Below are 12738 nucleotides of genomic sequence, written 5' to 3'. Positions count from 1 at the left end.
ATAAGGTTATAAAACAAAAACAAGTAGTTACACTTGGTTAATTATTGATAATAACAAATAAGCATATATTACTAAAAATAATTTATCAAGCCTCTTTTAAAGTATAAGAAAAAGTATCTTGCAAATAGTCAAGAAGTGTTGTGTCCGTTTTTACAAGGTTTATTTTTTTAGAAATTCTATATCGTCTACTTTCAACTGATCTGATAGTTGTGTTCAAAAACACAGTTATTTCTTTATTTGTAAAACCCATGAATAAGTAATAACAAATTATAACTTCAGATTTATTAAGTTTTGGATGCACTTCTTTAATATTCTTAAAAAATTCAATATTTAGATGGTTTACCAATTCTAAATGGCTTTCGCTCTTATCTAAAATAGTAGATGAATTAACATGTAGTCTTACATATAATTCTTTTATTCTTGTTTTTTGGATTTCTAAACATTTTAGAGAAGAAATATCTTTTACTTCATTTTTCAAATGTGTTAAATACTCTTCAAACCCACGCATTTTAAGAGCTAACTGCTCGTTGTTAGACTTAACATACGAAAGAGAATCAACTACCTTTGATGCTTCTTTAAGTTGATTACTCTTCTTCTTATAAAATAAGTAGTAAAAAAAACTAGATATAAGGACAATTGATATCAACAAAAAAATCAATGTTTTTTGCTTCTTAGTAATTCTATTTTTATGCTTTAGCTTTGATTCTACATCATTAATACTTTGGTTAATTGATAACGATGCGTCTCTATTAATCTCTAGCATATCATATTGAAAATCTTTTAAAGAGTCTAAATATGTTTCAACTAAATCAAAATTTTTCTTTTTTTTATGTAAATCAATATTGAGTGCATAGTAACTAGCAATATAGGTGTCATCTAAATAGTTTAATTGCTCCTTTGTATTGATTAAATAATTTTCACATGAATCTAATTGCTTTTGTCTAAAAAAATACTCAGCCATCTCAAAATATATAGAAGCCTCAAATGACCAATAATTAAAAGCGGTAATTGTTGGATTATCTTTTGTTGTTTTAAACTCTTTAAAATATGCTTGTGCCTTAGGCAAACTATCTATAGCTAGATAACTAAGTGCTATTTGTGCGTTAGCTTCCATATAAATATAACCATCTTCGTTAAGCACTGCTTTATACTTTTCAAGATTTGGAAGTAATTTTAAAATACTCCCATAGTAATCCTCTTTTAAGTAAGTTATGTAAGATTTTATAAGTTCAACCTCATATAGTCCATAAACATCATTGCTAAGTTTAAAATAATGCTCAGCTTGATTTAAATAGTTTAAAGAAATACTATCATTAACATCAGGAAAAACACATCTAAACAATTGAATATTCGCATCGCCTGCTACAAGGTAATCCTTATCAATTTCAGAATATTTTAGTGCACTAAGAAAGGATTGAAAAGCTTTAGCATCCTCATTTTTTAAACCATAAATATGTCCCTGGATGATATAAAACTCATCTAAATGACCACTTATATAATTTTCATGTGGCTTGGGAATAGAGTCCAGATAAGTTTGAGCAGTTTTTAAACTTACATCTAAATTATCTGAAGCAGCGTCTATATAACGTAAATAAGGACTAACATTTTGTCCTATGCATTGTTGTGATACTATCCACAACAAAAAAATACCATATATGGTTTTATTCGCCTTAATAATTAGAAACTTATAAAGTGAATATATTGAATTTTACATCCAATGCAACTCTGTTTTTCTAAAAAATCAGTTTATTTATATATTGTTTAATCAAAAATTAAAAATATAATAAAAAAAGCAAGTGTTTTTTTAAATATTTAACAATAATGAGAATTCCATATTGGTGGTATTATGCCCACCATTGGGCTGTTTAAATTCAAGATTAGAAGTATGTCTTACAGAATATCGTAAATCAAATTGAAGTTTATTTATCTCATAAGATAAGCCAAGTCCAAAAATATCTGAAAAAGCAAAACCTTTTGCTAATCTTTCAGTTGCTTTATCTGCATACATTGGTCCAACACTAATAATTGCATAAGAACTTATTCCATTGTAAATTTTATACCTAGAGATAAAACCACAATTTAAAACATACTCTTTTAAAGTTCTTCTCTGCATGTACAATTCGGTTAACTCCTCGTAATTATCAGCATCACTTGGTTTAATATAAAATCTATTTAAAAGTTGGTGTTCAACGATATTAAAACTAGGCTCTAAATTTACTTCAAAAGCCCATTTTCGCTTATCTTTAAATCTATAATTAATTTGAATTTTATAAAAATCGACTTCATGAATATAGTCATCTGCATTAAATGGAAATTTATCTTGTGCACCTGTACCATAAGTAAATCCAAATTTTAAATTTTCCTTTTTAATTTGAGCATTGATAAGATTTGTATTGAAAACAAATAGTCCTGCAAATAATAAAACGATACTAAAACTTAATCTCATTTAAATGTTAATAATTTTGATATTATGACTAATCCGAATAAATCCGTCGGTAAATATAATATTAAAAAGTTTAGATAAAATTCCCTAAAAAGTAAACATATTATTTATCAATGCCTATATTGTATTAATAGATTAATGATATGTTTATTTTGATTTTAATTGAAGTACTTTTGCTTCATGGAAAAACCCCATGAATTTAAACTAGAATTTGTAGCATTAATGGCGTCTTTAATGTCTATTGTTGCATTATCTATTGACGCTTTGTTGCCCGCACTTCCCGAAATTGGAAACCATCTTGGAGTGACCGACACCAACAATAACCAATTACTCATTACCATGATATTTCTAGGTTTGGGTTTCGGACAATTAATTTTCGGGCCTTTATCTGATAGTTTTGGTAGAAAACCTATGGTGTATTTTGGCTTTGTACTTTTTATAATTGCGAGTATTATTTGTGTGTCTACTAAAAACTTTGAGGTAATGATTTTGGGTAGAATTCTACAAGGTGTGGGTTTATCGTCTCCAAGAAGTATTGCATTATCTATGATTAGAGATTTGTTTAGTGGCGATTATATGGCTAAAATAATGTCAATTATAGTTATGTTTTTCATTTTAGTTCCGGTTGTTGCGCCAACCTTAGGGCAATGGATTATTCAAATTTTCAATTGGCAATCTGTTTTTTTCTTTAATTTGATATTTGGCGTCATTATAATGATTTGGTTTTGGTTACGACAAGAGGAAACGCTTCCGAAAGAAAAACGAATAAAATTCTCTCTGCATCTTTTTATAGATGGCACTAAAGAATTTTTTAAATATAAAGAAGCTGTTGCATTCACATTTGTATCTGGGTTTATAACAGGATCTTTTATGGTGTATTTAAGCACATCGCAACAAATATTTCAAGAGCAATACGATTTAGCAGAGTTATTCCCATACATTTTTGCAAGTTTAGCCATATCAGTAGGTTTCGCAACATATTTAAACAGCAGGCTTGTGGAACGATTTGGAATGTGGAATATGGCATATGTAGCTGCTATTGCTTACTCTATCGTGTCTATTTTATATGTTGTTTTATTTCATTCAGGTAAGAACCCTGATATTTTAATTTTGTTATCTTTTTTTGCATTACAGTTTTTTGCTGTAGGCTTCTTATTTGGTAACCTCCGCGCAATTGCTATGCAACCTTTAGGTCATATTGCAGGTATAGGTGCTGCAATAAACGGTTTTATCAGTACGGTTTTAGCGGTTCCAATAGCAAATTATATTGGTAGTTTTGTTTCTACCTCTGTCCTACCCTTATTTATAGGTTTTTCTATTTTTGGGTTACTATCCGTTTCTGTTTTTCTAATGATGAAAAAGCATCTAAACACCAGTATTTCATAAATTATAAGTAGCGATCCTTTATAACATCAATATGGTGTATTTCGTGCCCAAGTATAATAAACGCTGCAGCTCTTGCTGAAAGTGGATTGCCGCTGGCATGTCCTATAAATTTTAAATCGGTGGTATTTAAACTTTTTAGTAATTCAATAAAACTTTGCCGTACTGTTTTATATTCTTCCAATAAATCATCTAATGTTTTTTTATTAGCGTTTGAAGGATTAATAAAATCGTCTTGTTCAAATCCAGCCAAAGGTTTAGTATCATGTCTTGCAATTCTAAAACAACGATACATAAAAACACGCTCTGTATCTATAATATGCTGAAGAATTTCTTTTATACTCCATTTATCTGAGGCATATTGATATTCTAATTTATGCTCAGGAATAGATTTAAAAAAATCAACAACACTATTTTTTGCATCAATAAAACCATCAATTAATGTGATGTCTTTTGAAACCTTATTGGTATACGTTTCGTAATAAGCGTTACACTCTAATGGACTTAAATCTGTTACTTTCATAGGTTTTAAATTTTTGCTTGGTAGGTGTATAAATCATAATAGCGTCCGCCTTTTTCTATCAAAGTATCGTGCGTACCGCGCTCTACTATTTTTCCTGCTTCAATCACCAAAATTTGGTCTGCTTTTTTAATGGTACTTAAGCGGTGCGCAATTACTATTGTAGTCCTATCTTTCACCAATGCATTTAAACTTTTTTGAATTAAAGCCTCACTTTCGGTATCTAAATTTGAAGTAGCTTCATCTAAAATTATAATTTTAGGGTTCGACAAAATAGCACGTGCAATGGCTAAACGTTGCCGTTGTCCACCAGATAATTTTACACCGCGTTCTCCTATTAGTGTTTCTAAACCATCATCAAACCTATTGGTGAATTCATCAACATAAGCCGCTTTAACTGCATTTTGCAATTCATCTTCAGTAGCATTAGGTCTTGGAAATAAAATATTGTCTCTAATGGTGCCTTCAAATAAAAACTCATCTTGCAAAACCACGCCTAAATATTGGCGGTAGCTATTTAATTTTACTTTTGATACATCTTTATTATCAATAGTAATTTTTCCTGATTTCGGATTTAAAAACGTGGCCGATAAACCAGCTATTGTAGATTTTCCAGAACCCGAACTTCCTACTAAAGCTGTAACAGAACCCGCTGGCGCGTTAAAACTAATATGATGTAGTACGGTTTTATCTTCCTCATAGGCGAATGATACGTCATCAAAAACTATATCACCTTTTAAATGCTTTAGTGTGATGGTACGTTGTTGGTCATCTTCCTCAGCTGCCATATTCATTAATTCTTCGGTTCTATCCAAACCTGCCAACGCTTCGGTAAGTTGGCTTCCAATATTGCTCATTTGTACTATGGGCGCTATCATAAAACCAAGTACTAACGTAAAGAACAGAAAATCACCCGTCGTCATTTGTTCTTGAATCATATAATAACCTCCAATACCCATAATACCGGTTGTGGCAACACCTATTAAAAATGTTGACGAACTCGTCATTAACGCAGTGGCGGTCAAACTCTTTTTTACATTTTGAAATAACTTATCTACACCCTTTTCAAAAATTTGGTTTTCTTGGGCTTCTGCATTAAAAGCTTTTATAACACGAACACCTGCTAAAGTTTCGGTGAGTCTCCCTTTTACTTCTGCATTTATTTTACCCCTTGTTCTAAAAATAGGACGAATATATTTAAAAGCTCTAAGCGCAATATACCCGAATATTGAAAGTGGGATAAACACAAAAAGTGTCATCCATGGGTTTAATTTTATTAAAATAATCAACGAAACTATAGCAGTAAATGTGCCGCCTACCAATTGTACCAATCCTGTTCCTATAAGATTTCTAACGCCTTCAACATCACTCATAATTCTTGATACCAATGCGCCAGATTTTGTATTATCAAAAAAGCTAATGGGTAAAGACAGTACTTTTTTTTGAACCTGAGCACGCAACTCACTTATTAAATATTGCGCTTGCACACTTAATATTCTAGTTAAAGCAAATGATGTTGTGGCCTGTACTGTTATGGCTGCAATTACTACAGCTATTAGCGTATAAATTTGCGATGTATCCTTACTTGGGACAACCTCATCAAGTAGTACCTTACTTTGCCATGGTAAAATTAAACCAGCTAAACTACGAATTACAATAAGTATCAAACCCAAAAACACTAATTTTCGCCTTGGCCAAATAATTGTTTTAAAGGCTTGCGCCATCGTTACTTTTGGTTTAGATCTACTCTTAGTTTTTGATGTGTTTTGAAGATGCTGCATGCTATAGTTTTGAATCCTGAAAGGTAAGTTTTTCTTAAAAACTATACTATTAAACCATGGTAGAAATGATACATATTGGCAATGTTTACGCTCTCGCGTTTAAATGATATTCTAAACAAACAATCTAGTTCTAGCAATCCATAAATTCAAGCTAAATATTGGCAAAAAAATTCGTGATACTGGTTTCATTTATTACTTTTGAAACATAACATTGATACAAACTGAACAGATGAAAATAATTGGAATTGGTAAAAACTACGTAAACAACACAGCTGATATTGCGCCACTTAAAACAGGGCATCAACTTATATTTATTAAGGCAGAAAGCACACTTGTAACAGATAATAAAGATGTGATTTTCCCGAAAATAACAAACGCTTTAATTTATGAAGTAGAGCTAGTGGCCAAAATAGGAAAAACAGGTAAGGATATTTCTAAAAGTGATGCTGCATCTTACATTAGCCACATTGGTGTAGGCATTGATTATACTGCAAAAGATGTGTTGAGTGCTAGTAGAGAAAACAAAGGGCCTTGGGCTTTAGCTAAGGGTTTCGATGGTGCATCGCCTGTAAACGGATTTAAGGCCATTACAACATTTAGCGACATAAATAATATTAATTTTAGCTTAAACATTAATGGCAAGGAAGTACAACATGGAAATACAAGTCATATGATTTACAATTTCGCCGAAATTATCGCATTTGTTTCAAAATACATGACATTAGAGCCTGGTGATTTGATTTTTACTGGAACACCCGCAACTGGTGCTGGAGAAAATGTAAAAGGCGACCATTTACAGGCCTATGTTGAGGGCGAACTCCTTTTAGATTTTAAGTTGATATAATATTATTTAAAAACGAATAACGCCACAAAACAAAAAAACCTATGAAACTTCGCAGGTTTTTTTATGTTTATATTAATGTGCTGTCTTTTTAATTTTTATCAGTTTAAGTTTATCTAGCACTACCATAATACAGTAGGTAATATCTATCTCAAACCAACGCACTCCAAAATTTGCTCTTCCTCCATTTTTATGATGGTTGTTATGATAGCCTTCGCCCATCATCAATACATCAACAGGAAATAAGTTTTTAGACGTATCACTTACTTTAAAATTTGTATACCCATAAATATGGGCAAACCAATTAATAATTACGCCATGTATTGGCGCCATTAAAATGGCTATTGGTAATAACAACCATTGCCACCATGCTGTTGCAAAAGCAACAAAAAAACTTATATATGTAGCCGTAAACACTAATCGAGACCCTTTTGAGCTTGCAAATTTATCAAACGACTCCCATTGTGGTACATTTTTGGTAAATTTTTCTGGTACTGCAATACGTTTTCTATTAATATCTTGGTATGTGTTTTTTGTACGCCACATCATCGCAAAAACGTTAGTATCGTATTTTGGCGAATGCGGATCTTTTTCGGTATCAGCATACGCATGGTGCATTCTATGCATAACACCATACCCATAGGCACTTAAATAGTTAGAACCTTGAAATATCCAAGTTAACACATAACAAACCCGCTCTCCTAATTTAGACATGGTAAAGGTTTGGTGTGCAGCGTAGCGATGTAAAAAGAATGTTTGAAAAAACAAACCAGAATACCACAACACAATAATTAGAATAATAATTTTCATAGTTTCATTTTGGGTAAAGGTCTTAAATGTGGCTGATATCTAAAATGAACCTATGTTAAGAAATGGCATTACGAATTCTACTTAATGCCTGTGCTGTAACACCAATGTAAGAGGCAATATATTTTAGTGGAATTTCTTTTATCAAGTTTGGGCGCTCGGTAAACAAGTTAAGATAGCGTTGGGTAGCTGTTTCGTTTAAAAGCGATTGCTCTCGTTTAGATTTAATTAGAAATAAGCGCTCTGTAGAGAGCCTACCTATGGTATTACCCACAGCGGTTTTGGCATAAATTTCTTGTAAATCGTCATAAGAAATGCGCCAGAGCGACATGTCGGTTAACGCTTCAATGTCATATAAAGATGGTGTTCTTGTTAAAAAGGAATCGTAAGCACTTATAAATTCGTTTTCAAAACAAAACCCAAACGTAATGTCCTTAGCCGCTTTTGGTATGGTAAAACGCGCAACACCTTTTTCAATAAAAGAAATGTAATGCTCCTTTTCTCCTAGAGAAATCAATTTCTCCTTTTTTTTAAAAGTACTATATTTTAATTTTGAAGAAAATAACAACCAATCACTCTCGCTTATAGCAACTGTTTTCTCCAAATATGTTCTAATATTTTCCATATAGTATTGAAGGTCAAAAATAAGGTTATTTTATGATTACAAACCTTATAAAACCAATAAAACACAAGTTAAACTTGTGTTTTATAAAAGTGTTGTTTTCTATGTAAATATTAGAGTACATTATCCATAATATCTTGCACTACTTCTGGATTTAATAAGGTGCTAGTATCGCCCAAATTACTTGTGTCGTTGTGCGCTATTTTTCGTAAAATACGCCTCATAATTTTACCAGAACGTGTTTTTGGTAAACCTGATGTAAATTGAATTTTATCTAATTTAGCAATTGGGCCAATATGTTCTGTTATAATTTGATTAATTTCTTTTCGTAAGTTATCATGATTTCGAGACTCTCCTGTATCTTTTAGAATAACATAGCCATAAAGCGCATTGCCTTTTACATCGTGCGGAAAGCCAACAATTGCACTTTCTGCCACAGCAGGATGCTCGTTTACAGCATCTTCAATTGGGGCGGTTCCTAAATTATGTCCAGATACAATAATAACATCGTCTACTCTCCCAGTAATTCTGTAATACCCAACCTCATCACGCAACGCACCATCGCCTGTAAAATACATGTTTTCGAAGGCTGAAAAATAGGTGTCTTTATACCGTTGATGATTACCCCAAATGGTACGTGCCATACTTGGCCACGGAAATTTTATACACAGTCGCCCATCTACTTGATTGCCTTTTAATTCTTTAGCATTTTCATCCATAAGTGCTGGCTGAATGCCTATAAATGGCAAGGTAGCGTAAGTGGGTTTTGTTGGCGTTACAAATGGTATTGGCGTTATCATAATACCACCAGTTTCAGTTTGCCACCATGTATCTACAATAGGGCTCTTTTTTTTACCAATATTATCATTATACCAATGCCACGCTTCTTCGTTTATGGGCTCGCCAACGGATCCCAAGACTTTTAATGAAGACAAATCGTAGGCGTCTACCAATGCTGCACCTTGTTTTGCTAAGGCACGAATAGCTGTTGGTGCGGTGTAAAACTGATTTACTTTATGCTTTTCTACAACTTCCCAAAAGCGCCCAAAATCTGGATAACTTGGTACGCCTTCAAACATTACGGTTGTTGCGCCATTTGCTAACGGGCCGTAAACAATATAACTGTGCCCTGTAATCCAACCAATATCGGCAGTACACCAATACACGTCATCTTCTTTATACTGAAACACGTTTTTAAAGGTATAAGCTGCATACACCATATAACCAGCTGTAGAATGCACCATACCTTTTGGTTTGCCTGTAGAACCAGAGGTGTAGAGAATAAATAATGGGTCTTCGGCATCCATAACTTCTGCGTCGCAATGTGTTGATGCAGTATCTAAAAGTGGTTGTAACCAATGGTCGCGTCCTGAGGTCATATTAATATCAGATTGGATACGTTTTGCAACTAAAACAGAAGCTACACCTGCGCAACTTTCTAATGCTTCGTCTACAATACCTTTTAAATCTATGGTTTTAGCACCACGATAAGACCCATCGCTGGTGATTACCATTTTACAATCTGAATCATTAATTCGAGTAGATAATGCCGTTGCCGAAAACCCTGCAAATACTACTGAATGAATGGCACCAATTCTGGCACATGCTAAAACAGAAATTGCTAATTCTGGAATCATTGGCAAATACACGCAGACACGGTCGCCCTTTTTTATGCCTTGACTTTTTAAAACATTAGCAAATTTGTTAACACGTTCGTGCAATTGCTGGTACGTGATATGTTCTGCCGCTTCTTTAGGATCGTTAGGTTCAAAAAGTATCGCTGTTTTATCACCGCGCGTTGCCAAATGGCGGTCTATACAGTTTTCGGTAATATTAAGTTGAGCGCCTTCAAACCACTTTACTTCGGGTTTAGAAAAATCCCAACGTAACACCTTATCCCACTTGCGTTGCCACATAAAATGTTCTTCGGCTATTTCTTCCCAAAAATTTTCGGGTTCTCTAACCGATTTGCGGTATACTTGATAATATTCCTCTAAATGTTTTATATGGTAATTGCTCATTAGTTTTTAGGTTTATAGTGGTGCATTTAAAATTTAAAATTCTAAAAATAACAAAATATAGTGGTTTTTTAGTGTTTATGGCAAACATGCTATACGCTTTTGAAAGTACTTACCTTGGCGGATAAATGCGCTAGGGATTGCAGTGGAAAGCCCACAGCCCGACGCAGGAGGTGCGAGGACTTGCAACGTAAAGCCCGCCCGCTGGGAGCGCCCAAAAAAATTAATGTGTAGCATCGCCAGCACCGCTTGGTATTCTTATATTTTCAACAATTTCTTGAACATCTTCTGGAGGTGCTGGTGTAAACTGCATTACAATCACAGATACTATGAAATTTAATACCATGGCTACAGTGCCGAAACCTTCGGGTGATATACCAAACCACCATTCGCTTTTATTTGGGGTGACGTCATCAAACCAACCTAATCTATATTTTATCATGTAGAGTAACATGGCTGTTATACCTACAACCATTCCTGCAATGGCGCCTTCTTTATTCATTTTTTTGTAAAAAATACCTAGGATGATTGCTGGAAAAAATGAGGCTGCTGCCAAACCAAAGGCTAAGGCTACAGTTGCTGCAACAAAGCCTGGGGGATTTATGCCAAAATAACCCGCTACGCAAACGGCTGCAACTGCCGATAAGCGCGCTGCAATAAGTTCGCCTTTTTCTGAAATGTTAGGGTTTATCATTTTTTTAATTAAATCGTGTGAAACCGATGCTGAAATTACTAACAACAATCCTGCAGCTGTTGATAGTGCTGCTGCTAAAGCGCCTGCTGCTACTAAAGCGATAACCCAATCTGGCAATTGTGCGATTTCTGGATTTGCCAACACCATAATGTCATTATCTACAACTAGTTCGTTTTTAGTGGTATCTGCTAGGTATTGAATGCGACCGTCTCCATTTTTATCGGTAAATGTTATTAAACCTGTGGTTTCCCATTTTTTAAACCACTCTGGCACATTGGCGTAAGGTTGGTTTGAAACCGTTTCAATCATATTTGTTCTTGCAAATACGGCAACTGCTGGTGCTGCTGTGTATAGAATAACAATAAGCAACAATGCAATGCCTGCCGATTTTCGGGCGTCTTTTACGCGCTTTACTGTAAAAAACCTAACGATAACATGTGGTAAGCCTGCTGTACCAACCATGAGGGCTAGGGTAATTGCAAAAACATCTATAGTAGATTTTGAGCCCTTTGTATAAGCTGTAAACCCTAAATCGGTACTTAAACCATCTAATTTATCTAGTAAATACGTTTCAGAACCATCTGCTAATGTACTTCCAAACCCTAATTGCGGAATTGGGTTTCCCGTCATTTGAATAGAAATAAAAATTGCGGGTACCATAAAGGCAAAAATTAACACACAATACTGTGCAACTTGTGTATAGGTAATGCCTTTCATACCGCCTAAAACGGCATAAAACAAAACGATAATCATACCGATTATAACCCCTGTATTAATATCAACTTCTAAAAAACGAGAAAATACTAAACCTACACCTCGCATTTGTCCTGCCACATAGGTAAACGAAACAATAAGTGCACAAAATACACCTACAGATCGTGCTGTGTTAGAATAGTATCTATCGCCTATAAAATCGGGCACTGTAAACTTTCCAAACTTCCGTAAATAGGGTGCTAAAAGTAGTGCCAAAAGCACATAACCACCAGTCCAACCCATTAAATACACTGCTCCATCATACCCTGCAAAGGATATAATGCCCGCCATTGAAATAAACGATGCGGCACTCATCCAATCGGCAGCAGTTGCCATACCATTGGCTAATGGTGAAACGCCACCACCAGCTACGTAAAATTCTTTTGTTGATCCTGCTCTAGACCAAATGGCAATACCAATGTACAATGCAAACGTTAGGCCCACTAAAATATAAGTCCATTTTTGAATACCTAAACCTTCTGTGAGAAACAAACTAAACATCATATCCGTATTTTTTATCGAGTTTATTCATCAATCTCACATAAACAAAAATGAGAATAACAAACACGTACATGGCACCTTGTTGTGCAAACCAAAACCCTAGTTTAAAACCTCCAATTTTAATGGTGTCTAATGCATCTTTAAACAGGATTCCAGCTCCATAGGATACCAAAAACCATATCGTCATCAGTATCAGAACGTACTTTATATTCTCTTTCCAATAGGCTTTCGCATTTTTTTTATTTGTCATGATTTTTATTTTTTGGGCGTTACCACAAGGGTCGGGCTTTACGTTACAATCTTTTTGTAAGCTTCGCTTCGTCATCTTCAACCAAAAAATATTTTGGTCTTGATAGTCTCACAAAAAGGATTTCC

General features: G+C 34.0%; 11 protein-coding genes. 2 read left to right on the top strand and 9 right to left on the bottom strand.

What is annotated here, in order from left to right; all coding sequences use genetic code 11:
- Positions 1–85: 85 nt before the first annotated feature.
- Both Q0772_RS10450 and Q0772_RS10445 read right to left on the bottom strand, forming a co-directional pair.
- Positions 86–1639, bottom strand: a complete 1554-nt coding sequence (locus Q0772_RS10450; RefSeq protein WP_298344048.1) for a hypothetical protein — start codon at positions 1637–1639, stop codon at positions 86–88.
- A gap of 165 nt (positions 1640–1804) precedes the next feature.
- Entirely contained in the window at positions 1805–2446 is a 642-nt protein-coding gene (locus Q0772_RS10445; RefSeq protein ID WP_298344044.1) for an acyloxyacyl hydrolase, read from the bottom strand.
- A 177-nt stretch (positions 2447–2623) separates the two neighbouring features.
- On the opposite strand from Q0772_RS10445, the gene Q0772_RS10440 reads away from it, so the two are divergent.
- A complete protein-coding gene (locus Q0772_RS10440; RefSeq protein WP_298344040.1) occupies positions 2624–3829 on the top strand; it encodes a multidrug effflux MFS transporter in 1206 nt (401 codons plus the stop codon).
- 1 nt (position 3830) lies between these two features.
- On the opposite strand, the gene Q0772_RS10435 is transcribed toward Q0772_RS10440, so the two are convergent.
- On the bottom strand, positions 3831–4349 hold the full coding sequence (locus tag Q0772_RS10435) for a DinB family protein (protein ID WP_298344037.1): 519 nt from the start codon (positions 4347–4349) through the stop codon (positions 3831–3833).
- A 5-nt stretch (positions 4350–4354) separates the two neighbouring features.
- On the bottom strand, positions 4355–6127 hold the full coding sequence (locus tag Q0772_RS10430) for an ABC transporter ATP-binding protein (RefSeq protein WP_298344034.1): 1773 nt from the start codon (positions 6125–6127) through the stop codon (positions 4355–4357).
- A gap of 229 nt (positions 6128–6356) precedes the next feature.
- Between Q0772_RS10430 and Q0772_RS10425 the strand changes: the two genes are divergently transcribed.
- Entirely contained in the window at positions 6357–6971 is a 615-nt protein-coding gene (locus tag Q0772_RS10425; protein ID WP_298344031.1) for a fumarylacetoacetate hydrolase family protein, read from the top strand.
- Between the two features lie 72 nt (positions 6972–7043).
- Here Q0772_RS10425 and Q0772_RS10420 read toward each other — a convergent pair whose 3' ends face one another.
- The 5 genes from Q0772_RS10420 to Q0772_RS10400 all read right to left on the bottom strand — a co-directional run bounded on the left by Q0772_RS10420 (position 7044) and on the right by Q0772_RS10400 (position 12613).
- Complete coding sequence (locus tag Q0772_RS10420) at positions 7044–7778, bottom strand: acyl-CoA desaturase (RefSeq protein WP_298344028.1); 735 nt, start codon at positions 7776–7778, stop codon at positions 7044–7046.
- Between the two features lie 55 nt (positions 7779–7833).
- The gene (locus Q0772_RS10415; protein WP_298344026.1) at positions 7834–8400 is read right to left on the bottom strand and encodes a Crp/Fnr family transcriptional regulator; all 567 of its coding nucleotides are present in this window, start codon (positions 8398–8400) and stop codon (positions 7834–7836) included.
- A 110-nt stretch (positions 8401–8510) separates the two neighbouring features.
- On the bottom strand, positions 8511–10418 hold the full coding sequence (gene acs / locus Q0772_RS10410) for an acetate--CoA ligase (protein ID WP_298344023.1): 1908 nt from the start codon (positions 10416–10418) through the stop codon (positions 8511–8513).
- A gap of 220 nt (positions 10419–10638) precedes the next feature.
- The gene (locus Q0772_RS10405) at positions 10639–12366 is read right to left on the bottom strand and encodes a sodium:solute symporter family protein (RefSeq protein ID WP_298344021.1); all 1728 of its coding nucleotides are present in this window, start codon (positions 12364–12366) and stop codon (positions 10639–10641) included.
- Positions 12356–12613 carry a DUF4212 domain-containing protein gene (locus Q0772_RS10400; RefSeq protein WP_298344018.1) on the bottom strand — a complete coding sequence of 86 codons (258 nt, stop codon included), beginning with the start codon at positions 12611–12613 and terminating at the stop codon, positions 12356–12358. The genes Q0772_RS10405 and Q0772_RS10400 overlap by 11 nt, the downstream gene beginning before the upstream one ends.
- Between the last annotated feature and the right edge of the window lie 125 nt (positions 12614–12738).

This window comes from uncultured Algibacter sp. (assembly GCF_947490405.1).
In the GTDB taxonomy this organism is placed as follows: domain Bacteria; phylum Bacteroidota; class Bacteroidia; order Flavobacteriales; family Flavobacteriaceae; genus Algibacter_B.
The sequence above is the reverse complement of the archived record's forward strand: the minus strand, read 5'-3'. Positions and strand labels throughout refer to the sequence as shown.

Bases quoted from the DNA above. Each gene is read 5' to 3' on its own strand.
- Q0772_RS10420 (WP_298344028.1), bottom strand. From the start codon at position 7,778: ATGAAAATTATTATTCTAATTATTGTGTTGTGGTATTCTGGTTTGTTT.
- Q0772_RS10425 (WP_298344031.1), top strand. From the start codon at position 6,357: ATGAAAATAATTGGAATTGGTAAAAACTACGTAAACAACACAGCTGAT.
- Q0772_RS10405 (WP_298344021.1), bottom strand. From the start codon at position 12,366: ATGATGTTTAGTTTGTTTCTCACAGAAGGTTTAGGTATTCAAAAATGG.
- Q0772_RS10445 (WP_298344044.1), bottom strand. From the start codon at position 2,446: ATGAGATTAAGTTTTAGTATCGTTTTATTATTTGCAGGACTATTTGTT.
- acs (WP_298344023.1), bottom strand. From the start codon at position 10,418: ATGAGCAATTACCATATAAAACATTTAGAGGAATATTATCAAGTATAC.
- Q0772_RS10435 (WP_298344037.1), bottom strand. From the start codon at position 4,349: ATGAAAGTAACAGATTTAAGTCCATTAGAGTGTAACGCTTATTACGAA.
- Q0772_RS10400 (WP_298344018.1), bottom strand. From the start codon at position 12,613: ATGACAAATAAAAAAAATGCGAAAGCCTATTGGAAAGAGAATATAAAG.
- Q0772_RS10430 (WP_298344034.1), bottom strand. From the start codon at position 6,127: ATGCAGCATCTTCAAAACACATCAAAAACTAAGAGTAGATCTAAACCA.
- Q0772_RS10415 (WP_298344026.1), bottom strand. From the start codon at position 8,400: ATGGAAAATATTAGAACATATTTGGAGAAAACAGTTGCTATAAGCGAG.
- Q0772_RS10440 (WP_298344040.1), top strand. From the start codon at position 2,624: ATGGAAAAACCCCATGAATTTAAACTAGAATTTGTAGCATTAATGGCG.